At 63.2% G+C, this 20,943-nt stretch carries 20 protein-coding genes and 1 tRNA gene; 6 read left to right on the top strand and 15 right to left on the bottom strand.

Annotated elements, in window-relative coordinates; translation table 11 throughout:
* Window positions 1-124 precede the first annotated feature (124 nt).
* The 9 genes from ACVJGD_RS31595 to ACVJGD_RS31555 form a co-directional block, all read right to left on the bottom strand.
* Window positions 125-943, bottom strand: a complete 819-nt coding sequence (locus ACVJGD_RS31595) for a sensor histidine kinase (protein ID WP_456637880.1) — start codon at window positions 941-943, stop codon at window positions 125-127.
* 70 nt (window positions 944-1,013) lie between these two features.
* Window positions 1,014-1,547 carry a DUF1993 domain-containing protein gene (locus ACVJGD_RS31590; protein WP_456637879.1) on the bottom strand — a complete coding sequence of 178 codons (534 nt, stop codon included), beginning with the start codon at window positions 1,545-1,547 and terminating at the stop codon, window positions 1,014-1,016.
* Between the two features lie 166 nt (window positions 1,548-1,713).
* Complete coding sequence (locus tag ACVJGD_RS31585; RefSeq protein ID WP_456637878.1) at window positions 1,714-2,289, bottom strand: cytochrome P460 family protein; 576 nt, start codon at window positions 2,287-2,289, stop codon at window positions 1,714-1,716.
* A 266-nt stretch (window positions 2,290-2,555) separates the two neighbouring features.
* Window positions 2,556-3,290: a peroxiredoxin-like family protein gene (locus tag ACVJGD_RS31580; RefSeq protein WP_456637877.1), complete on the bottom strand. Its 735-nt coding sequence runs from the start codon at window positions 3,288-3,290 to the stop codon at window positions 2,556-2,558.
* Window positions 3,287-4,222, bottom strand: a complete 936-nt coding sequence (locus ACVJGD_RS31575) for a LysR family transcriptional regulator (RefSeq protein ID WP_456637876.1) — start codon at window positions 4,220-4,222, stop codon at window positions 3,287-3,289. Before ACVJGD_RS31575 ends, ACVJGD_RS31580 begins: the two co-directional genes overlap by 4 nt.
* A 386-nt stretch (window positions 4,223-4,608) precedes the next feature.
* On the bottom strand, window positions 4,609-5,313 hold the full coding sequence (locus ACVJGD_RS31570; protein WP_456637875.1) for an antibiotic biosynthesis monooxygenase family protein: 705 nt from the start codon (window positions 5,311-5,313) through the stop codon (window positions 4,609-4,611).
* 55 nt (window positions 5,314-5,368) lie between these two features.
* Window positions 5,369-6,115, bottom strand: a complete 747-nt coding sequence (locus ACVJGD_RS31565; RefSeq protein ID WP_456637874.1) for a ferredoxin reductase — start codon at window positions 6,113-6,115, stop codon at window positions 5,369-5,371.
* A complete protein-coding gene (locus ACVJGD_RS31560) occupies window positions 6,108-6,713 on the bottom strand; it encodes a sulfite oxidase-like oxidoreductase (RefSeq protein WP_456637873.1) in 606 nt (201 codons plus the stop codon). Before ACVJGD_RS31560 ends, ACVJGD_RS31565 begins: the two co-directional genes overlap by 8 nt.
* Window positions 6,714-6,827: 114 nt before the next feature.
* On the bottom strand, window positions 6,828-7,241 hold the full coding sequence (locus ACVJGD_RS31555; RefSeq protein ID WP_456637872.1) for a cupin domain-containing protein: 414 nt from the start codon (window positions 7,239-7,241) through the stop codon (window positions 6,828-6,830).
* 405 nt (window positions 7,242-7,646) lie between these two features.
* Here ACVJGD_RS31555 and ACVJGD_RS31550 point away from each other — a divergent pair, with 405 nt between their 5' ends.
* From ACVJGD_RS31550 to ACVJGD_RS31540, 3 genes are read left to right on the top strand one after another with little or no spacing between them, the layout of a single operon-like run.
* Window positions 7,647-7,883, top strand: coding sequence for a hypothetical protein (locus ACVJGD_RS31550; protein ID WP_456637871.1), 237 nt, complete (start codon window positions 7,647-7,649; stop codon window positions 7,881-7,883).
* A gap of 31 nt (window positions 7,884-7,914) precedes the next feature.
* Window positions 7,915-9,783 carry a Na+/H+ antiporter NhaA gene (gene nhaA / locus ACVJGD_RS31545; protein WP_456637870.1) on the top strand — a complete coding sequence of 623 codons (1,869 nt, stop codon included), beginning with the start codon at window positions 7,915-7,917 and terminating at the stop codon, window positions 9,781-9,783.
* Window positions 9,784-9,824: 41 nt separating this feature from the next.
* Window positions 9,825-10,229: a baeRF12 domain-containing protein gene (locus ACVJGD_RS31540; RefSeq protein WP_456637869.1), complete on the top strand. Its 405-nt coding sequence runs from the start codon at window positions 9,825-9,827 to the stop codon at window positions 10,227-10,229.
* A gap of 396 nt (window positions 10,230-10,625) precedes the next feature.
* Here the strand turns inward: ACVJGD_RS31540 and ACVJGD_RS31535 are convergent, their stop codons facing one another.
* The 4 genes from ACVJGD_RS31535 to ACVJGD_RS31520 all read right to left on the bottom strand — a co-directional run bounded on the left by ACVJGD_RS31535 (window position 10,626) and on the right by ACVJGD_RS31520 (window position 16,084).
* Window positions 10,626-11,240, bottom strand: a complete 615-nt coding sequence (locus ACVJGD_RS31535) for a TetR/AcrR family transcriptional regulator (protein ID WP_456637868.1) — start codon at window positions 11,238-11,240, stop codon at window positions 10,626-10,628.
* Between the two features lie 15 nt (window positions 11,241-11,255).
* Window positions 11,256-14,366 (bottom strand): efflux RND transporter permease subunit, encoded by a 3,111-nt coding sequence (locus ACVJGD_RS31530; protein WP_456640437.1) that lies wholly within the window; start codon window positions 14,364-14,366, stop codon window positions 11,256-11,258.
* Window positions 14,367-14,451: 85 nt separating this feature from the next.
* The gene (locus tag ACVJGD_RS31525; RefSeq protein ID WP_456637867.1) at window positions 14,452-14,940 is read right to left on the bottom strand and encodes a nuclear transport factor 2 family protein; all 489 of its coding nucleotides are present in this window, start codon (window positions 14,938-14,940) and stop codon (window positions 14,452-14,454) included.
* 40 nt (window positions 14,941-14,980) lie between these two features.
* Window positions 14,981-16,084 carry an efflux RND transporter periplasmic adaptor subunit gene (locus tag ACVJGD_RS31520; RefSeq protein ID WP_456637866.1) on the bottom strand — a complete coding sequence of 368 codons (1,104 nt, stop codon included), beginning with the start codon at window positions 16,082-16,084 and terminating at the stop codon, window positions 14,981-14,983.
* A 215-nt stretch (window positions 16,085-16,299) separates the two neighbouring features.
* On the opposite strand from ACVJGD_RS31520, the gene ACVJGD_RS31515 reads away from it, so the two are divergent.
* Window positions 16,300-16,920 (top strand): TetR/AcrR family transcriptional regulator, encoded by a 621-nt coding sequence (locus tag ACVJGD_RS31515; RefSeq protein WP_456637865.1) that lies wholly within the window; start codon window positions 16,300-16,302, stop codon window positions 16,918-16,920.
* Window positions 16,913-17,764 carry an alpha/beta fold hydrolase gene (locus ACVJGD_RS31510; RefSeq protein ID WP_456637864.1) on the top strand — a complete coding sequence of 284 codons (852 nt, stop codon included), beginning with the start codon at window positions 16,913-16,915 and terminating at the stop codon, window positions 17,762-17,764. The genes ACVJGD_RS31515 and ACVJGD_RS31510 overlap by 8 nt, the downstream gene beginning before the upstream one ends.
* 324 nt (window positions 17,765-18,088) lie before the next feature.
* On the opposite strand, the gene ACVJGD_RS31505 is transcribed toward ACVJGD_RS31510, so the two are convergent.
* Window positions 18,089-18,178 (bottom strand) — tRNA-Ser (locus ACVJGD_RS31505).
* A 198-nt stretch (window positions 18,179-18,376) separates the two neighbouring features.
* Between ACVJGD_RS31505 and ACVJGD_RS31500 the strand changes: the two genes are divergently transcribed.
* Window positions 18,377-18,712 carry a hypothetical protein gene (locus ACVJGD_RS31500; protein ID WP_456637863.1) on the top strand — a complete coding sequence of 112 codons (336 nt, stop codon included), beginning with the start codon at window positions 18,377-18,379 and terminating at the stop codon, window positions 18,710-18,712.
* Window positions 18,713-19,492: 780 nt separating this feature from the next.
* Here the strand turns inward: ACVJGD_RS31500 and otsA are convergent.
* Window positions 19,493-20,938, bottom strand: a complete 1,446-nt coding sequence (gene otsA / locus ACVJGD_RS31495) for an alpha,alpha-trehalose-phosphate synthase (UDP-forming) (RefSeq protein ID WP_456637862.1) — start codon at window positions 20,936-20,938, stop codon at window positions 19,493-19,495.
* Between the last annotated feature and the right edge of the window lie 5 nt (window positions 20,939-20,943).

Genomic DNA, 20,943 nt, shown 5'->3' with positions numbered 1-20,943 from the left:
GAGCAGCATGGTCCTGCCGGCGGTCGACGGACACTACAGGACGAGACCAAACTTCCCATCCCAAGCTGTGCGCACCGCTCTGCCATCTCTAAAGTGACTTCGTGGTTCGAGACTGACTAGCGACTTAAGCTGCTTCTATCTTGCTTTCGGCCGCAACCGGTAAGTAGAGCTTTATGCATGTGCCCTGTTGCGGCGTGCTGTGAACTTCAATGTGGCCGCGCGCCTGATCAACAAAATGGCGTATCATTGGAAGTCCAAGCCCTGTTCCGACGCCTTGTGGCTTCGTCGTAAAGAATGGTTCGAATATCTTTTCCAGGACATCGGAGGTAATGCCACATCCAGAATCAGTGACGCATAGGGAAACATACTCTTGGCCATCGTCGCCGTTGGGCAAGTAAGTCTTACTGGTCTCGATTGTAATGATACCTCCGCTGGGCATTGCGTCTCGGCTGTTTATCACAAGGTTTATGATCGCGCATTTGAGCAGGTGAGAATCACACCGGATCCGAGTTGCTGAATCCGATAAAGCCAAGCGCAGCACGATTCCTTCTCCGACGACGCAGCGCAGCAGATCACTCATTGAAAGGAGGGCATCGTTAAGGTGAAATAGATTGTCTGATTGATGAAGCGTTTTACGCGCAACAGTCATAAGACGATGCGCGAGCTCGCTGGCGCTAACGAGCGATCGTTCTGCAACTTCTATGAGGGAACCGAGGTCGGACGTGCACCCGGCGGCAACGCGTGCGCGTATCATGCTGAGGGCGCTGGCCATGCTCTGCAATCTATTATTGAAGTCGTGAGCAACCCCGCTTGCGAGCACGTCGATCATATGCATGGCGTTGTCTCGCCGAAACGTCTCATGGAAACTCATGCAATTCGCGCCTCCAGCCTCGAAGTCCGCTTCGCTTTGCAGCGCGCCAATGACCTCTCGCAACTCGTTCACTATCGGCGTCCCCTGAACTTGCTTTCTTGTCTTGAAGGCCTCGGCCCGTGTCGCGCACCGCGCCCGCCTTTCACGAATAGTCACCGCCGCTCTGCTGGCTGAGGTTGCCGAGGTAGTCGCGCTTCCCGATCTTTGCTCCGAGGTGCCGAAGGATCGCGTGCGCAATCGAGATGTGGAAGAAGAAGTCGGGTAGCACCAGATGCCGGATGTAGTCGTCGCCGCCGAACCACCCGCGCACGATAGGCGGCGTCAGCTCGTATGTGTGGGACTGCGCGCCGGCAATCTCGTCCGGCTGCACGTTTTGCAGGAAGCCGCGCGTCTCGAGGAGCCGCCCCTTCAATGCCGAATACATCATGAGGGTGTCGTGGGGTGCTGGCGCGTCACGCTGCATCAGCTTCGCCATGTGCGCTTCGACCTTATTGCAGCTTACGGAAAATTGTTCTCCGAAAGTCAGCATGTCGGACGCGAGCCGCTCGCCAAGGATCCTTCCAGGCTCAAATCCCCTGGTCCGCTCGAGCGCTTGGGCATGGTCGAGATAGTCGTCCATCACGTTCAGCCCGTGCACCATGACGGGGACCGTGATGTCATAGACCGAGAAGGACACGTCGACCTCCATGCGCTCGTTTGTATTCTGAACGTCGGTCTGATCCGAAAGGTCGATAACCGAAACGGATGGTCACAATAGGCCCTTCAATCTTCTTGCCGCACCAGCTTGCGGGCATGACCTCCGCAAAACCGCGGCAAGAGGAGAGCTCCCACGCATACGGTGCCTAGTGACGCAGGACCGGATATCCATTCACATAAATCCAGTCCGTGGCCTGGGCCGGCACGTGGCACCCCTGGCAATCGGAACGGTAGTCCGTCGAGGTGGTCTTGAGCGGCTTGTCCGCGTCGAACCACGACCATCCCCACCCGTCGCCCCACAACGGGTTGCCGGGGTGCGTTCCCTTGCTGTCTCTCACCATGACGAACCAACCCTTGAGCTTGTCGGCGTGGCTTACCGTGCCGGTGGTCATCTCGTTCGTCGAAGTCTCGAAGACCTCTTTCACCAGGACGGCGCTGTCCGGGAAGTGCCCCGTCTTCCGGTAGGCGTCGATCGCTCCCGGGGATGCGTAGACGGCGTGGATTTCTTTCGAGCCCTGGCCGCTGTCGGCGGCAATCGCCCAGGTGCCGAGCGCTTGGTAGAGGGTTCGGTAGTCCGCCGGCACGCGCAGGTGCCCGGCGGCGTCCACCACGTTCGCGGTCGGACCGGCCGGAGTCGCTCCGCTGATCTGCGCGAGTGCTGCCACGGTGCCGGCGACCAGCGAGACGGCGACAGCCAGGCCGACGGTCCTCGATAATTTCATGGGGGGTCTCCTTTGCTGCTCGCGCGCCGCACGGTGACCCGGCGCAACGGCTTCAATCACTGTTTCAATCGCTGTGGAGCCGACCGCGTGTGCTCGGCCGGCCTAGCAGACCCAAAGATCGGACGCAGCCGACGAAATTAGAAATTCCCTTTGGACATGCATTCGATAGGCGTGAGGTATCGTCGTCCAAGGAGCACGCCGCACTCCTCGACGGCTGATCCCGACAGACGGGACGCCGGCGCGCACGGCACTTCTTGGCTCCCTCATCAGGACGTGGAAGCGGTCTGGCGCAGCGAGGCCAGGATTTGCGCCGGCTCCGCCCGGATCGTGAAGTCGGGCTCGACGAACGCGCTGCGGATCCGGCCTTCCGCGTCGATCACGTAGGTCGCGGGAATGGGCAACATCCACACCGGTGACCCGTGCCGGGCGCCGAAGTCGAAGCCTAGCCCGGAATAGTGCGCTTTGGTCTCGTCAGGCACCCGGAACAGCACGCCATACGACATGGCAACGCCGTAGTCGACGTCGGAGAGCACCTTCAGGTCCAAGCCCAGGCTCCGCTTGAGCTGCCGCGGGAAGTCCCTCGTCTCGGGCGTCACGACTGCGAGGGTCGCGCCGACGCTCTCGAACTCATCCTTCGCAGCCTGGAGGGCGCAGAGTTCAGCGGTGCAGAACGGACACCAGCCGCCTCGGAAGAAACTCAGGACGAGGGGTCCGTTGCGGCGCAGCTGTTGGGAGGAGTGGAGACGGCCGTCAGCGTCCGGCAGGAGGAAGTCCGGCGCGTCGTCTCCGACCTTCAACGCATGCGATGCCACGTCTGTATCCCGGAGCCAGCCCACGAGGTGGTTGTATGACTCCCAGTCCGCGGTGCTGAACGTCGTCAACAGCTCGGTGCGAATCCGGGCGAGTGTCTTGTCGGTCTGGTTTAGCATCGGTGGGGAGTCATCAGGCTGAGGATCGATTGGCTGGAAGCGGTTGGCCGCCGGCGTGCGCGTCGTGGTCATGCGGGCGTCCTCGCCACCTCCGGGACCGCTGCGTGCGGCACGCCCCGGTCGGGGACTTCGACCGACCAGTCGCGAAGCCGCGCGACCTTGACGAAAGCGTCCAGCGCCGGCGAGTAGCGGCGCCCCTGCACAGCCAGTAGGCGCACCTCGCGCGAAACCGGGTCGCCTTCGAGCGGAATGGTCTTGAGCGTCGGAAGGCGCGGCATGTGCTCGGGCGCGAGTATCACGCCGAAGCCAGCCGCGGCCATGTGCTGCAGGTGCAAGTCGTGACCGCTGCGGTGGCCGAGTTGGGGCGGTTTCTCGGGGAAATACGATTGCTGGATCTTCGGGGCGACGTCGCAGTCGGCGCGCTCCAGCAAGACGGTTTCACGGAGGTCGTCGATGCCGATCGAGGGACGGTTTGCGAGTTGGTGTGTCGGCGCGAGAACCGCGACGTAGCGCTCCTCGAACAGCGACCAGTCGTCGATGCGGGCGGGCACGTCCTGCACGTCTCCGACCATTGCGGCGTTGATCTCGCCCTCAAGCAAGAGGTCGACGAGCTTCTCCGCCGCGCCCTCGCGCAGCTCGACGTGAAGTCCAGGGACGAACTTTGCGATCTCCGCGATCGGATCGAGGACGAGCGAGGCCGAGATTGAAGGGGCGAGGCCGATCTTCAATGGCGCGACGTCCTTGCGTTGGAACTCCTGGGCCCTGCGACGCACCGCCTCTGCCGAGGCCAGTGTGCGCTCCAGCATCGGAAGGACTTCCTTTCCAAGATCGGTGAGTTGGGTCAGCTGGCGTTCGCGGTAGATCAACTGGCCGCCGAGCTCCTGCTCGAGCTTCTGCACCCCCTTGGTCAGGGCGGGCTGCGTGACATTGCACTGCTCGGCGGCGCGGGTGAAGTTGAGCGTGGACGCCACGGCGAGGAAGTAGCGAACCTGATGAAGCTCCATGGGCTGTTGTTCTCCGTCAAGGTGCGGTCGTCTAGACCGACGAGCCTTTGCAGTCGACGACGTGAGGGGCACGTCGCAATCATGGGGCGTAGATGCTACCTGCATGCACACGTTGGAACGGCTCGGTCTATTGATTCGGACGCACGGACACGCTTTCAGGAACTTCTGAGAGCCGGGCCAGTGCGCTGCGAGGTGGGCCAGGACCGGGATCAGTTCGGACGGGTCACCGCGTCGCGCGTACGCGATCCCCAAGACGTGATCGTCAGCGCTGAGATCAATCGTTCGACAACAAGCGGAGCAAGCCTCAACGACAATTCGTGAACACCCTCGCAGGGCGAACGCAGAGTCGAACTCGCGGCAGGCTGGCCCTTCCCGACGGAGCGGTGTCAGGCGCGGAGGGTCTCGCCGCCCTTGGCATCTGCGTAGTATTGAGGCGCCTCGCGACGGTCGTATTTCCCGTAGTCGCGCACGATCCGCACTCTCCGGACCCTCGCCTTGTCATTCGGCGCGGAAGCGTCCTCGTAGGCCTGCGCTGCAGCGGCGTCCTTCCAGGATATGAGCAGAATCAGGTCGCCGGGCGTGAGCACTGCGTCGAAGATGTCCCAGGACGTGCAGTCGGCGGCCCAAGGGTTCAGTCCGAGCCACTCGGCGCAGTCGTACGGGTTGTTGGTCTGCTTCCACTCCGCGGGGCGCGTCGCGTTGATCAGCGTGACCGTCGTTCCCTCCCCGACCTCGGTCTCGTCGAGCCGCTGCTCCGTGAGGGCGCACCCCGCGGGCACCTTGTTGTCGGCAGTGATCTGGCCGACACGCAGGTGGTAGTCTGCGAGGATTTCGTCGCGGCCCTTCTGCTGAACCTCGTGATGGCGCGTACGGGTGCGCCAGCGGACGAGCGACTTCTCGTCCCGCCAGTTCGAAAGCGAAAGGATCCAACCCTCGCGGATCAGGCTCTTGTAGCGGATGTTGTCGACGAAGCCCTCGACCTGCTCCAGCTCGGGGCGCAGCATCTTGGCTTTGTCGAGGTAGTCATCCCAGTTCTCTTTATTAGGGAGGACCTCGAAAATCACTGAAAACATGGTCGTGTCCCGCTCCACGGATAATCCGGCGTTTACGAAAATTATCCTCTCGCCAAGCGAGAGGGATCGTCTCTCAAGCGCCGTAGCGTTCGGTCTTGATCGCCCCGGCTTCCAGTCCCAAAGCGAGCGCGGCGTCCGCCGCGATGTCGACGAAGGCGTTCGACCCGCACACGAAGGCGCAGCCGGGGGACACGGGCAGCCGCGCCGCGACGTCAGCGACCATCCTGCCGTCGATCCGCCTGCTGAAATCGGTGCGGCGCGCCGCCGGCTCGCGTGTCAGGGCCAAGGCGAGCACGAAATCGGGAAGCGACCTCTCGAGCTCGAGGAGTTCGTCCCTGAACAGCACGTCACCCCAGGTCCTGGAGGATAGCAGCAGCGCGACAGGCACTGGCTCTCCGCTGGCCTTCCGATACCGGATCATCGCCATGAGCGGCACGACGCCGGAGCTGGCGCCGATCAAGAGCACTGGTTTGTTGGAAGGCCCCGGCCAGAGAAAGTGTCCGCCAAGCGGCCCGCGAAGCTCGATCGTGTCGCCTACTTGGGCGACGTCGTGGAAAAACGGGGAGACCTCACCGTCCGGGAGGCGCTCGATCGCCAGCTCGATCACCTTGGAGTCGCTCGGGGCCGAGGCGATCGAGTAGCTGCGCATGGCAGTGTAGCCGTTGGGCGCAGTCAGCCGCACGTCAACGTGCTGTCCGGCCGTATAGTCGAACGGTTCGGAGAGGCGGAGAAAGAAGCTCTTGATAGCCGGCGTTCTCGTCGCGACTTCGACAATCGCACAGCTCTGCCATCGCGCGGTTGCGGCAATCGCTTCAGTCATTCGTGTATCGCTGCTCATTCCACGGATCGCCGTACATGTGGTACCCGCGCAGCTCCCAGAAGCCGGCCTCGTCGCGCTCCGTGAACTGAAGCCCGTTCACCCATTTCGCCGACTTCCAGAAGTAGAGATGCGGCACGAGCAGGCGCGCCGGCCCCCCATGGTCGCGCGGCAGCGGCTGGCCTTCGTACTTGAGCGCGACCATCGCCTTCCCCATTGCGAGGTCGGCGAGCGGCACGTTGGTGGAGTATCCGTCGTAGCAATGTGCGAGTGCGAACGGAGTGGGTGCGCCAAGGCCAGCGTCGGCGAGGATGTCGTCGACGGCCACGCCCTCCCAGGCGGTGTTGAGCTTCGACCACGAGGTCACGCAGTGGATGTCTCGCGTCATCCTGGTTCGTGGGAGCGCGTTGAACTCCGACCAGTTCCACGCTTTGACCGGACGAGGTCCGACCTTGAGCGTGAAAGTCCAGTCCGCGGGCTCGATTCGCGGCGTGGGGCCGGCCGTAAGCACCGGGAAATTGTCGACGAGGTGCTGTCCCGGAGGAATCCGGTCCGATGGTTCTGATCCGGATTGGCGACCTGTGAAACCGCGAGTGACCATAGCGGATTTCCTCCGTCGGCGGGTGAAAGGAGCATCTGGCGCGGTCGCGCGCGGCCGGCACCCGGGGCCCGAGCGGGCGCACGGTCGCGAACGCCGCGCGCCGCGGTCCCCGCCCTAGGGGAACGTCAGGCCGAAAGCGGCCGGATCGGGCTGCTCGCCTTTCCGGGGGACCAAGAAACGCTCCAGCCCACCCGGCACGAAGCTGAGCAGCAGGGTCGCCTGGTCGCCGACTACCTCGATTGTATGCGGCACACCGCGCGGAAGAGCCGCGTAGGCGCCGGGCCCCACCTCGACGCGGGCATCGCCGACCCGCGCGATTAGCTGCCCCTGCACCACGTAGAGCAGCTCGTCCTCGCGCGAGTGGGTGTGCAGTGGCGGCTCCTCCCCGGCCCGCACCGTCCACAGGACAGCGCCATATTCGCCTCCGCTCTGGCTGCTCTCCACTTTCATCTCGACGCTCGAGCCCCCGTTCGAGGTCACCGTCTGGCCACCGCGGGGCGGCGTGAGAACCGGTTGCTTCACTGACATTTGTAGCCTCCTGATTGTGGACCCTTGTTCGGGTGTCGGAGTGGCGGCGAAAGGTTGCTGCTCACGTTCGTCAGGATGGGATTGCGCGCGGCGAATGGGAAATGACGTCACGCCATGAAGTCGATAGCCGCGCGTTATGATGGCCGTAGGCACGTGAACATCTCTGCGCGGTCGCCGAGAGTTCCGCTCGGGCGAGTGCTCGCAGGCGGAAGCGCCGCGCTCCCTCCGCAGCGGTGCCGCGCGTCTCTCAGCCATTCTCGATAACGGTCGGCTATCGACTCCATGGCGAGAGGTGATTTTCCTTTAGACCGTCACGGACTCAATCTTCGACCTAATCGTCGCCCGCCCTCGTATACGGGCCGAAGTCGGCGTTCCGTTGAACGATCGCAGGCCAGGAGGTCCGACATGCACATCAAGGAGACAATCGGCGTTTCATTCTGCGGTTCTGTCGAAAGCCCGCCGCTGGAGGATGTCGTCGTGCTCGCGGACGGCACAGGCGTCGCGCTTGGAGTGCAGCGTGCGTTGAGCGCAAGGGTGCGGGGCGTCCGCGATGGCGGTAGCGGCCTCATTGCGTCCAGGTGCGTGGAGATCGGCGGCGTATTCCACATCGTCAACCCAGCGACAGCTACGCCGACGTCGTAGCCGGCGCGAACACCTGGAGACCGGCTCACCGATGGAGCTCATGACCCCGCCCGGCCGCCTCGACCGTCCGGTCGACCACGAGACGGACCACGTGCTCGGCCCCGTCGATGCCGAGATCACACTCGTCGAGTACGGCAGCTACGCGTGCCCGCACTGCAGGGCTGCCAACGAGCGTATTGCGCAAGCACGCGACCAACTCGGCGACCGCGTCTGCTACGCCTTCCGGCACATGCCGCTCACGGACAACAGCCTTGCGTTTCGGGCCGCCGAGCTCGCTGAGCTTGCCGAGACGCCCGAGGCGTTCTGGTCCGCGCACATCAAGCTGATGACGAGGTCGATGCAGCTCACAGAGGACGACCTCGTCGCGGTGGCCGCCGACCTCGGCGTGAACGCCGACTTCGTGCTCGGCGACAGCGACGCCGTGCGGCGCGCGAGGGCGAGGGTGGAGGCGGACATCGCAAGCGCACGCGCAAGCGGCGTAAGGTTCACGCCGACCTTCTACATCAACCGCCGGCGCTACGACGGGCCCTGGGACGAGAGCTCTCTCGTCGACGCGATGCTTGGCACGCTCGGCCACCGCGTCCGTACGGCGGCCCTTGACTTCGCGAGCTGGGGCCCATCCGCCGGTATTTTGCTGATCCTCGCGACCGTGGCGGCGATCGTCCTGACGAACTCGCCGGTCGGGCCGGCGTTCGAGGCGCTCTGGCGCCAGGAGCTCGGCGTGAGCTTGGGCGACGCAACCTTTCAGATGACGATCCTCCATTGGGTCAACGACGGCCTGCTGACGGTGTTCTTCCTTGTCGTGGGATTGGAAGTGAAGCGCGAGATGACAGTCGGCCACCTCGCAAGCCGCCGCTCCGCCGCGCTTCCGATCGCGGCCGCGCTCGGCGGCATGGTCGTGCCGGCGCTTCTGTATGCGCTGGTCATCCCTGCGGGGACGTGGTCGCACGGGTGGGGCGTTCCGATGGCGACCGACACCGCTTTCGCGATTGCCTTGATCGCCGTGATGGGCGCCCGCGTCCCCGTCGAGCTGCGCATCTTCCTCACCGCGGCGGCCATCGTCGACGACATCGGTGCGATCGTCGTCGTCGCTGTGTTCTACTCGGGCGAGATCCATCCGGGCTATCTGGCCGCGGCTGCGGCGATGGTCGTTGCGCTGGCGCTGCTGAGCCGATCGAGGGTCTATCTGCTGTCGCCTTACATCCTGTTGGGCGTCGCGTTGTGGGCGTTCGTCTACGCGGGCGGCCTCCACGCTACGCTGGCCGGCGTGGTACTTGCGCTGTTCATTCCGACGCGGCCGCCAGCCAACCTGGCCGCCCTGATGACGCAGGCCAGCACCATCATCGCCTCCGAGGCCCGGCATGAGGGCGAGGTGCTCAGGCACGGCCCCTCCACGCCGGCACTGCATGCGCTCGACGCGATCTACGACAGACTTGAATCGCCCGCCGACCGGCTGCTGCGGCACGCCGGCGCGCGGTCGAGCTACGCTGTCCTTCCGATCTTCGCACTGGCTAATGCGGGCGTGACGATCAGCCCTGGCGCCTTCATTGGGCATGGCTGGCTCATGGCCGCGATCGTCGCTGGCCTCGCCATAGGAAAGCCGCTCGGCGTCTTCCTCGCGGCCGCCGCGGCCGTGCGCACAGGCATAGCCGCCAAGCCGGCTGAGTACACGTGGCGGCAGTTGGCCGGGGCAGGAGCTCTCGCTGGCATCGGCTTCACGATGTCGCTCTTCATCGCCGGACAGGCGTTTCCAAGTGCCACCGACTTCTCGGCCGCCAAGATCGCCGTGTTCGCCGCGTCGATTCTTTCGGCCGTCGCTGGGACTGCCCTGCTCTGGGGAGCTTCGAGCCAGGAGCTTATCGAAGAGGCGCCGCAGAGCGCCAGCATGCAAGTATCATAATCCGCCGGCGTTATGCGGGATCGTGAACGGGAGGTCTTTCGATGATTCTACCTATCGGTACGACAGTAGCAGTCGCTGACGGCGAGACGATCCGCCTGTTCCACAATACAGGCGTGAAACCTGGGGTGCACTTGGTCGAGATCACGGCGGCTCCACCTGCGCCCGCCCGCTCAGGCTCGGGTGCACGGCATCACACCGGCTCTGCCAACCCCGATGGCAGGCGGCTCGTCGAAGACGACTTCGCGGCAGCGACGGCCGCGTTCCTGAACAAGCTCAGCCTGGACGGGACCATAGAACACCTGGTCGTTGTCTCCGACCCCAGGACCCTGGGGGAGATGCGCAAGCACTTCCACCGCGACCTGAGAGGCAAGATCATAGGCGAGCTCGCGAAGGACTTCAGCCGGCGTCCGCTCGAGGACATCGCTTCATTGATCGCCAACGCCTGACGCGCCTCCGGAAACGGCTGCCGGCGCAAGCCTGTCCAGTCATAACCTGCGCGAATATCCGGTCCAACGATTCTCGCGAAGCGGATGCGGGAGGCGGATCGTCTCGACGCCGATCTACAGACCCACGCCGGCAAAATCACCAAGCTCCTGGGACGCAACCTCGCTCAGGCGGATTCGCTCGGCCTTATGGGGACGGCACCTACGGTCCTCTCTACCAGTAATTGGCCCAACCGCGCCTGCCCCTCAAGCCTCTGTGTGGGATGGCGCAAGAAAGAGTAGCAGGGCTCCGTTACACGCTAATCCACTGTTCCGGAGCAGTGTTTTCTTGTAGACGGAAGCTTAACTGGATTCAGCCCCGGACGGGCGAACGCATCAGGCCTGAATGCAGCACACCGCTTAGCCGGACTTGCCGAGAGCTTTCAGGATAAAACGAATCTGGTCGCGCAGGCCTGCTTCGGTGTCTTCGCCGTGTCGAATGCAGTGCTCGATCAGAATCGGATGGAAGAATGGCGTGAAGGCGGATTTGACAGCTCGCGCGGCTTCCGCGGCATCTTCGACCTCGAACTCGCCCGCTTCGATGCCCGCGCGTATGATCGCCTCGAAGATCGCCACCATCCGTTCGACGTGCGCCTTGATGATCGTCCAGTTCTCATGCATGGCGACGACAATCAGGTCGTGCATGTGCTTTTTCTCGACCAGCGTCATCTTGTTGTGGCGGTGAACGGCGGTCAGGAGCCGGTCGAGTTTTTCCATGGCCGGCACGTTCGTGCGTGCGATCGCCGAGGCGATGTCGGCAACTTCGTGCAAGACACGCCCGCAGATCGACTCGTTGATCGCATCCCTGGAGGGAAAGAAACGGTAGACATTCGCCGGGCTCATGCCGAGTTCGGAGGCGATATCGGCCACCGACGTCTTATGGTAACCGATGCGGCGAAACTGCTCCTCCGCCACCTCCAGGATGCGCGTGCGCGTCTCGTCGGGATTAGCTCCCGCTCGGACCGGACGATTCATGGATACAAGAGAGCCCTACTCGGCGGCCATTGCTGTTCGCAATTCCGGTTCCTCCGTCAAATCCCCATGGAGCTCATCTGCAGTCGGCTTGATCCGGAACCACGCCGCATAAAGCGCAGGAAGGAACAGCAGAATCAGAACCGTTCCGACCGCGGTGCCGCCGATCAGCGTATAGGCCATCGATCCCCAGAAGACGGAATGCGTGAGGGGGATGAAGGCCAGCACCGCAGCCAATGCGGTCAGGATCACGGGCCTCGTACGTTGCACCGTGGCCTCGATGACGGCGTGATAGTCATCAAGGCCGGCGGCAAGGTTTTCCTTGATTTGTTCGGTCAGGATCAGAGTGTTGCGCATCAGGATGCCCGCCAGTCCAATCAGGCCCAGAATCGCGTTGAATCCAAAGGGCTGGTGAAAGGTCAGCAACATCGGCACGACGCCGACGAGGCCAAGTGGTCCCGTCAGCACGACCATGGCCATCGTCGAGAAGGATCGCACCTGCAGCATGACGACGATCAGCATGGCGGCAATCATGGCGGGAAAGATCGTCGCCAGCGCGTCATTGGCCTTGGTTGCCTCCTCGATCGATCCGCCCAGTTCGATACGATAACCGGCCGGAAGGGATGCGATCAGCGGCTGAAGGGCTGTCCTGATCTCCTTGGAGACCTCCGGAGGTTGGGTCGCCTCATTGATATCAGAGCGAATCGTGACGACGGGTGTGCGATCGCGCCGCTTCATGATCGGCTCTTCGAGTCGGACTTCCGAATGGCCGACCTGGTCGAGCGGAATCGAGCGGCCGTCCCGGCTCATCAATGAGAAATCCGCCAGACGCGTCGGATCCAGCCGCTCGCCGCCGGCGCTGCGTGCCACGATAGGGACATTGCGGATGTCCTCGCGGACCTGCGTTACCGTGATGCCAGTGAGCAGGAACTGGAGTTGCCGGCCCACCTCGGCTGGCGAAAGGCCGATGAGGTTCAGTCGATCTTGATCCGGTATGAAGCGGAGCACGGGCGTGCGATTGCCCCAATCGCGGTTCGCTTGCCGCACATCGGGTACGCCGCGCATGACATGGAGGGCCTTTTGAGAGATGGCGTACAATTGCGCGGGATCAGGCCCCATCACCCGAAACTCCACCGGGAAAGGTGTGTAGGGTCCGAACACGAGCTGGGTGACGCGCACATTTGCCTCAGATGCAAGGCCCTCTGACACCGCTTGTCGGAGCCGGTACTTCAAAGCCTCGCGAGCCTCTGCGTCAGGCGTCAGCACGACGATCTTTGCGAATGCCGGATCGGGCAGCTCCGGCGCCATCGCGAAGAAGAAGCGCGGCGCACCTTGACCGACATAGCTGGTGACGATCTTGGCCTCCGATTGTTGGTCAAGCCAGTGTTCGAGCTTCTCGACTGTGGCAGTCGTCGTCTCGATGCTCGTGCCTTCCGGCAGACGAACCTCCACCAGCACTTCGGGGCGGTCGGATGTCGGGAAGAACTGCTGTTTGACGCCACCCATGCCGATGACGGAAAGCGCGAACGCGATTCCAACGATGCCGCAGGTTACGAACTTGTGCCGCACGGCGAAGGTGATAAGCCCGCGCAAGCGCCGATAGTTCGGTGTATCGTAGATCGCGTGGTGACCGCCTTCGACCGGCTTGATCGCGGGCAGCATCTTGACGCCAAGATATGGTGTGAAGATCACCGCCACGATCCAGGAGACGATGAGGGCGAACCCCACGACCCAGAAGATGTTGCCGGCGTATTCGCCGGCCGTTGAGCGCGCGAACCCTACTGGGAGGAACCCGGCGATCGTGACCAGTGTTCCGGACAGCATCGGCGCCGCAGTGTGGCTCCACGCGTAGGCTGCCGCCTTGATGCGGTCCATGCCTTCTTCCATTTTCACCACCATCACCTCGATGGCGATGATGGCGTCGTCGACGAGAAGGCCAAGCGCCAGGATGAGGGCGCCGAGCGTGATGCGGTCGAAGAACCGGCCAGTCTCCAGCATGATGAGGAACACGACGGCAAGCGTCAAAGGGACAGCGGCCGCGACAACAATGCCGACGCGCCAGCCAAGGCTGAGCAGGCTCACCAGCAGCACCACGCCGAGCGCCATCGCGAACTTCATCATGAATTCGTCAACCGCCGAGGTGATGTTGACGGCCTGGTCGCTGACCTTGGCCAGCGTCATCCCGAGTGGCAGCGTGCGAGAGATGGCTGCGGACCTCTCTTCCAGTGCCTTGCCGAGTGCGAGGCCATCCCAGCCTTCTTGCATAACCGCAGCGAGCATGACGGCGGGCTCACCCTGGTGTCGGATGAGGTAGGTGGGAGGATCCTCGTAACCGCGGCGGACTTCCGCGATGTCGGAGAGTTTCAGCGTCCGCCCCGCGGCGACGATCGGCGTGTCGGCGATCGCCTGGACGCTATCATAGGCGCCATCGACCCGGATAAAGACCTGTGGCCCCTTGGTGTCGATCGAGCCTGCCGGTGTCACCGTGTTCTGCCGCTGCAGGGCGGCAACAATATCCTGTGCCGACACGCCGAGCGTCGTCAGTTTGGCATAGGAAAACTCGATGAAAATCTGTTCGGGACGTTCACCGAGGATGTTGATCTTCTTGACGCCGGGCACGTGCAGAAGATCTTGACGAATGGTCTCGGCTTGCCTGGCAAGTTCCCGCATCGGCATGCCCTTGGCCTTGAGGGCATAGAGGGCGAAGCTCACGTCGGAATATTCGTCGTTGACGAAGGGGCCGAGCACACCAGACGGCAGCTTGCGGGCTTCATCCCCCAGCTTCTTGCGGGCCTGGTAGAACTCCTCCTGCACGCTGGATGGCGGCGTGCTGTCCTTCAGCGTAACCGTCATGTACGCATATCCTGGCCGTGTGGTCGTCTCCACCCGGTCGTACCAGGTCAGCTCCTGAAGCCGCTTCTCCAACGGTTCGGCGACCTGGTCCTGCATCTCGCGCGCCGTCGCGCCCGGCCATACGGTCGTGACCGTCAGGGTCTTGATGGTGAAGGAGGGGTCCTCCGCACGCCCGAGCATGAGAAAGGCGTAGGCGCCTGCGGCCGCCAGCAGGACGATGAAGAACAGGGTTACGGCCCGTTCGCGAACGGCGATCGCGGAGAGATTGAAATTCATCATTTGGCCACTCCTATTTCCTCGACGTCCGTCCTGACGCTCGCGCCGTCCTGCAGCAGGTGGGCGCCGAGTGAACCGCGCTTATCTAAAAAGCGCGGCCTCTGACTGCGCTTCTGCTACTTACAATTGGTTCGGCGACAGCTTCTTTGAGGCCAGCTGCCGCTTGGGCGGCAAGCCCACGGGCCGCTTCCTGCGAGTCTTGAAATTCCTCGAGTGCATAGACTCTACCCCACCGCAGGGTGAACACGTGGAGACCACGGTTGACGTACGACGCGTCGCCGTTGAGCAGCGTTGCGGTGGCGTCCCATTGGGCGAACACGGTGGTGTTCCACGGCCAGCCCTTCACCCAGATGTTGTTGACCGTGAGATGGAGAGTGGGCAGGAGGCGGCCGAGGCGCTCAAACCAACGGCGCAGAGCTTCTTTGTCGTGGCGCTCACCACCAAGCGCGTGGGCGCCGGAAACGCGGTGGTGGACATGCGGCGCGACTGCCTTCACCGCGTCATCCCAGCGATGGTTGTTGACGTGGTCGAAGGTCTTTCGGATTTCTTTCCTGACAATGTAACTGTACAGCATTTGACTTCTCCAACGGCAATCGCGCAAAGATTGAGGCTCATCAGTTGCTCCCGCTGTCAGAGGCAGTCCTGACGCGAGCGCCCTCGTGCAGGAGATGAGCGCCGAGGGAAACAATCTGGTCACCAGAGCTCGATCCAGAGATCACGGCGGTTTCGCTGGTCACACGCAGAAGCTTGATGGGCTGAAAGCGTACGGTCGAGGTGGCGCTGTCGAGGACCCAAACGCCTGTCATTCTGCCGTCGTCGAGCACGGCTCCCAGCGGCACCTGGACTTCCGGCTGACTATCCTGACTTGCAAGCCGAATGGTGACCGTCGCACCAAGCGGTGCCGCCGCGGCCCCACCATCGAGCACGTAGCGGGCCTCGTAGGTGCGGGTCTGGGCGTCGGCGGAATCCGACAACTGCCGGAGACGTGCGGTATAGCGGCGCCCATCGCTTCCATACAGGCTCGCCTCGGCCAGCGAGCCGATCGCCGGCCGGATCGTTTCGGGAAGCGCCACCACGGCTTCGCGAGGACCGGACTGCGCGAGCCGAACAACCGTCTGGCCGGCGGAGACCACTTGTCCCGGCTCACCAAGCGTTTGGGTGACCGTTCCGTCCGCATCCGCCACCAGGACGGAATAGGTCGCCTGGTTCTCGGCGACGCTAGCTTCGGCTTCGGCCGCGGCGAGTTGCGCGTTGGCTGTATCCGACGCGGCTTTTGCCTGCTCGTAGCGCTGCCGGGACGTCCATCCGTCGTTGACGAGGTTGGCGTATCGCCGCTCATCCGCATCCGTCTGAACGACGGTTGCGCGCGCCGCGGCAACGGCGTTGCGCTTCGCCGTGAGCGCAAGGCGGAGGTCGGTTTCGTCGATCCGCATCAGCGGCTGCCCGGCCTTGACCTGCTCACCGACATTCACGAGCCGCTCAACGATCTTACCGGCAACGCGAAAACCAAGATTGCTTTCCACCCTCGCGCCTACGGTGCCCGTGAAACCGCGTTCGGATCCGCTCACCCGCGCCGCCGTCACCACACGGACCATCGGTGGTTCCTGCCTCGGGTCGCTGACCGCAGAGGCTTCCTGGGCGGGAATCGCAAGAGCAACGAAGGTGGCCACCCCCGCCGGGATCAGAATTCCGGCCAGCACCGCAACACCCCTCATCATGATGACCGTCTCCTTTGGATTAGATTTCGTTCGACTTCTATACGGGACTTAGATTTCGATCGCAATCTAATTTAGGACGCTAACGCGAATGTGATCCCCGGAAACCGAGCCTTTTCCCCGTCTGGCGGCCAAATCCAAGCCACGCAGCTTGATAGATTGCGCTCGAACTCTATTTAAAATATAGAAGTCGAACGAAATCCAAATGGAGAGCCACGATGCGCGTGAGTCGCACCCAGGCGGCCGAGAACCGCCAAACCGTGATCAATGTGGCAAGTCGCCTCTTCAGGGAGCGCGGCTTCGATGGCATCGGGCTCAAGGATCTGATGAAAGGGGCCGGGCTAACCCAAGGCGGCTTCTACAAGCAGTTCGGCTCAAAAGAGGAGCTGGCGTTAGAGGCGTCCAAGCGCGCATTGGAGAGTGCTTCCGGCCGATGGTCGGACGCGGCTGCGGCAAATCCTGATGATCCGCTTGGCGCGGTAATCGCGTTTTACCTCAGCGGCGACCATCGCGAAGAAAGGATGGACGGCTGCCCGATCGTGGCGCTCGGCTCCGATGCCGCCAGGCAGGGCCCCGACGTGAAAGCCGCGTTCGAAGCGGGAATCAAGGCGCATCTCGAAGTGCTCGGCCGCTTCGTTGTCGAGAGCGGCGGCGAGACCTCCAGCAGCAAGGCCATGGCCATTCTCGCGACGATGGTCGGCGCGGTGACGCTGTCGCGCGTCGTCAACGACCCCGATCTGGCTCGGGCCCTTCTGGACGCGGCGGCCGAACAGGTTCGCGACGCGACTGCGCTTGAACGATCGCCCCCTTCAAAGCAGAGAGAGGGATCGAATGCTTAGCGCGACTGAAGTCAAACCGAGTTTGCTAAAAATATCGGAGACGCTAAGCGTACGTTTTCAAAAGATCGGCAGCGGGCCTCCGCTGCTCCTGATACATACGATCCGGACGCAGCTCGAATATTTCCGCAGTCTGGCGCCCCTCCTCGCGACATCGCACACGGTGTACGCCATTGACCTCCCAGGCCACGGACACTCACCGATTGATCCGAGCGCGAGCTTCGACGAACCCTACTTCAGGCAGGCCGTCATTCGCTTCATCGAGGAGCTAGACCTTTCGGCGGTAACGGTTGTTGGCGAGTCGATCGGCGGCGCACTGGCCCTCACAGTGGCGGCGTCGCTTCCGCAGCGGGTGAAGCGGGTCTATGCGATCAACCCCTACGATTACGAGACCCGCTACGGCGACGGTATTCGACGCGGCAACTGGCTCGCGAATTTCATCATCGGAAGTTTGCAGATCCCCGTGCTCGGTGCGGTGAATGCATCGCTCGAAAACAAGATGATCCTCGGCAAGATCATGGGCGGTGGCTATCACGACCCCCGCAGACTGCCGGCCGATCTGCTCGCCGAATTCGATGAAGTAGCCCACCGCCCGGGATACAAGCGGGCCGCACGCAAGGTGCTGGCAGGCTGGCGATCCTGGAGCAAGGCACGCGACTACTATCGGCAGATCTCGGCGCCTGTGACGCTCGTCTATGGCGATAGCGATTGGTCCCGGCCAAATGAGCGCGAACGCACACGGTCGCTGATCCCTGCCGCGCAGATGGTGACGCTGAAACATACCGGCCACTTCTCAGCCGTCGAGAATCCGTCGGAGCTGGCTCGCGTGATACTGGCGACAGAATGACCGCAACGATCAAACACACGAGTGCGCAACGATGTTCAAGCGTTCTTGGCAGAGATGAAACGACTCCTGGAATTCAGATGCTGTCGGCTGGACACGCTCCTGCGCTGGCACCCGCGGCTTGATGGTGCAAAGCTTGGCGACTGGCCTGCAGAAGGGTGGCTGACAGCCGCTTGTCGCCGACCGCACGCGCGAGCCGACCAAGGCCGCAATCGCGCCGGCAGCCGCGATTCTTAGCGTCGCGTGCCGACGGCTATCACGGACCAAGAACGGTTCGAACGCGTAGGATCGTAGAAGATCGCAGTTTGGCGCACAAAATCGTGCGAATGGCGGAGAGAGTGGGATTCGAACCCACGGTACGGTTTCCCGCACACACGCTTTCCAAGCGTGCGCCTTAAGCCACTCGGCCATCTCTCCGGAAGCGCCCTCTCTTGAAGGGATGGGGCGGATTTTGCAAGGGAGAGAGGGGGCGGAAGCTGAAATTTCCTTAAGTTTTTGGAACAGCTTGGCTTTTCGGCGGGATCGCCGGTGCGGATCGGGGCGCGGGTTCGGCCTGTTAAACCCGAATCTTGTCGGCAACGACGACCGCAAGGCAAATCAGTGGTGGAGGGCGGCATGACGCGGGCATTTGCAATTCTCGTCCTGGTCGTAGCGGCAGCCGCGGACGCCGGTCCGGCGCTGGCGCAAAGCTGCAGCAAGGCGGGCACGGACGTGAGTTGCGACGATGGGCGGCGCGGGGTGCTGTCGGGCGACACCATCATCTGGAGCGACGGCACCCGCTCGAGCCTGACCTCTCCGCATCCGAGCGTGATCGTCGGCAATCGGTCCTCGGTCAGGGTCGGGCAAGGCGTGTTCGTCGGCAAAGGCAGCGGCGTCGTGCCGATGGAGAATCCAAGCGACCCGCGGCGGGCGCGCTGCCCGGTGCTCGATGGCGTGCCGTATTGCTATTGATTGGGTGATCGGTCCGCGCTTGCAGTGATGGCGCGGCAATGAATGCTCCTCATCCCGAGGAGCCGCGAAAGCGGCGTCTCGAGGGATGGCCACGGGCTCCTCACTCTCCGTCATTCCGGGGCATCGCGAAGCGATGAGCCCCGGAATGACGGCGGAGAAAAATTCGCCAGCGATTCCAAGATGATTTGCCCCGTCCAGTCCTCGCGCGAAAAATATTTCGCTTTCGCCGTCGGGCAAATCAGCATTATTAATCCGCGCATCTCACCCAGATGAGGGGCGGGTCGCGATCGTCACGAACGTTGCGGTGGGATGCGGTGGACGCGATGCGTGCGACTGACGAGCGCATGTAACGCGGACGGCGAAGTCGTGTGGTTCTGGCGCCCCGACGCTGGCGCTAAGTTCGCGGAGATGATCCGCGAGTGACGGTGGCAAGAAAGCCCGGTCACCGGGAAGAGCACGAAGTAAGCCGTAAAACCACTGCGCAGGGAAAGCCGGAGTTGCTTCGGTTGACCTGTGGTCCTACCCCCGTGCTTTTTGTTGCACGGGGCCCATGGGTGCAACCGGCACCCGGCTTTCCCTGCGCCCTCTGTTCGATGAGAGGGTGAAACGACACGCAGAGCTCGGGCACCGAATGCCGCGAGAACGCGGACTCATGCCCCCTCCGCTGTTTGAAATTTGAATCAGAACTCCCCGCTTACCGTCCCGGGCTTGCGCGCCTCGGCGAAGCCCCTTGGCGTAGCCGGGACGACATCGATGAGGCACAACATCGCGAGGGAGCGGCTAATGAATGCGCGCGCTGCGGTACGGCCAGTGCGTGGCTTCGGCCAGCGGCGGCGAGCGCTCGGGCCTTTCGTCGCCGGTGTCCTGCAGCGCCTCGACAAAATCGGCGAACCACTGCTGGATGGTGTGGGTGCAGATCTTGTCCATCATCGCTTCCCAGCGCAGCCGCCGCTCGGCGAGCGGCATCGAAAGCGCCGTGGCGATCGTGCGCGCCATGCCGTCGACGTCGTGCGGGTTGACGATGAGCGCGGCATCGAGCTCGTTGGCGGCGCCGGCGAATTTCGACAGCACCAGCACGCCGGGATCGGCCGGATTTTGCGCGGCGACGTATTCCTTGGCGACGAGGTTCATGCCGTCCTGCAACGGCGTCACCACGCCGACCTGCGCCGTGCGGTAGAGGCCGGCGAGCACCGCCTGACTGAATCCCTTGTTGAGGTAGCGGATCGGCGTCCAGTCGACCTCGCCATGGATGCCGTTGACGTCGGTGACGAGTTTTGCCACCTCGCTCTGCAGATTGCCGTAGGCCTCGATGCCGCCACGCGACGGCGTCGCGATCTGTAGCAGCGAGATCGTGCGCTTCAGCGAGGGATGCATCGTCCACATCCGGTCGAAGGCCTTGATGCGATTGATCAGCCCCTTCGAATAGTCGAGCCGGTCGACGCCGATCGCAAGCCGCTCGCCATTGAGGCTGCGGCGCAGTCGCGAGACGTCGGGATGGGTCATCGCCTTGGTCGCCTGCTGCGCGAATTTCGCCGGATCGATGCCGATCGGGAAGACCGCCGCGCGCGTGCGCCCAAAGCGCGAGATCACGCTGCCGCCCCGCACCACGAGCCCGAGATCGGCTTCGACATAGCGGAGGAAATTCTCGCAATCCTCCTCGGTCTGGAAGCCGATGAGATCATAGGCGAGCATCGCCTCGATCAGTTCGCGATGATGCGGCACGCCTTCGATCACCGCGCGCGCCGGCCACGGCGTGTGCAGGAAGAAGCCGATCGGCTTGTCGATGCCGAGATCGCGCAGCTCCGCGCCGAGCGCGAGGAAATGGTAGTCCTGGATCCAGAACACCGAATCCTCTTTGCGGAAGCGCAGCAGCGCGCGCGCCATGAACGCGTTCACCTCGCGGTAGCTGGCATAGTCCTCCTCCGAGGCGCGGATCAGGTCGGCACGCGAATGCAGCGCCGGCCACAGCGCTGAATTGGCGAAGCCTTCGTAGTAGCCGCCGTAATGCGCGGCCGGCAAATCGAGCATGGCCAGCGCACCGGCACCGAGGGCTTCCACCTCGGCGAACGGCTCCTTCTGGTTCCCATCGCGGACACGGCCGCTGGAGCCTACCCAGATCGCGCCGGACTTCTCGACAACAGGCAAAAGAGCGGCGGCGAGGCCGCCCGTCATGGGTTCATTGGGTTTTCCACGCGCAACGCGGTTTGAAACGACAACGAGGTTCAAATGGT

This window comes from Bradyrhizobium sp. USDA 10063 (genome assembly GCF_054063735.1).
The sequence above is the reverse complement of the archived record's forward strand: the minus strand, read 5'-3'. Positions and strand labels throughout refer to the sequence as shown.

Excerpts from the sequence above, each read along its gene's own strand:
- ACVJGD_RS31510 (WP_456637864.1), top strand. The coding sequence starts at position 16,913 with ATGCTTAGCGCGACTGAAGTCAAACCGAGTTTGCTAAAAATATCGGAG.
- ACVJGD_RS31540 (WP_456637869.1), top strand. The coding sequence starts at position 9,825 with ATGATTCTACCTATCGGTACGACAGTAGCAGTCGCTGACGGCGAGACG.
- ACVJGD_RS31575 (WP_456637876.1), bottom strand. The coding sequence starts at position 4,222 with ATGGAGCTTCATCAGGTTCGCTACTTCCTCGCCGTGGCGTCCACGCTC.
- ACVJGD_RS31555 (WP_456637872.1), bottom strand. The coding sequence starts at position 7,241 with ATGTCAGTGAAGCAACCGGTTCTCACGCCGCCCCGCGGTGGCCAGACG.
- ACVJGD_RS31565 (WP_456637874.1), bottom strand. The coding sequence starts at position 6,115 with ATGACTGAAGCGATTGCCGCAACCGCGCGATGGCAGAGCTGTGCGATT.
- ACVJGD_RS31515 (WP_456637865.1), top strand. The coding sequence starts at position 16,300 with ATGCGCGTGAGTCGCACCCAGGCGGCCGAGAACCGCCAAACCGTGATC.
- ACVJGD_RS31500 (WP_456637863.1), top strand. The coding sequence starts at position 18,377 with ATGACGCGGGCATTTGCAATTCTCGTCCTGGTCGTAGCGGCAGCCGCG.
- ACVJGD_RS31585 (WP_456637878.1), bottom strand. The coding sequence starts at position 2,289 with ATGAAATTATCGAGGACCGTCGGCCTGGCTGTCGCCGTCTCGCTGGTC.
- ACVJGD_RS31525 (WP_456637867.1), bottom strand. The coding sequence starts at position 14,940 with ATGCTGTACAGTTACATTGTCAGGAAAGAAATCCGAAAGACCTTCGAC.
- ACVJGD_RS31550 (WP_456637871.1), top strand. The coding sequence starts at position 7,647 with ATGCACATCAAGGAGACAATCGGCGTTTCATTCTGCGGTTCTGTCGAA.
- ACVJGD_RS31560 (WP_456637873.1), bottom strand. The coding sequence starts at position 6,713 with ATGGTCACTCGCGGTTTCACAGGTCGCCAATCCGGATCAGAACCATCG.
- nhaA (WP_456637870.1), top strand. The coding sequence starts at position 7,915 with ATGGAGCTCATGACCCCGCCCGGCCGCCTCGACCGTCCGGTCGACCAC.
- ACVJGD_RS31535 (WP_456637868.1), bottom strand. The coding sequence starts at position 11,240 with ATGAATCGTCCGGTCCGAGCGGGAGCTAATCCCGACGAGACGCGCACG.
- ACVJGD_RS31530 (WP_456640437.1), bottom strand. The coding sequence starts at position 14,366 with ATGAATTTCAATCTCTCCGCGATCGCCGTTCGCGAACGGGCCGTAACC.
- ACVJGD_RS31580 (WP_456637877.1), bottom strand. The coding sequence starts at position 3,290 with ATGACCACGACGCGCACGCCGGCGGCCAACCGCTTCCAGCCAATCGAT.
- ACVJGD_RS31520 (WP_456637866.1), bottom strand. The coding sequence starts at position 16,084 with ATGATGAGGGGTGTTGCGGTGCTGGCCGGAATTCTGATCCCGGCGGGG.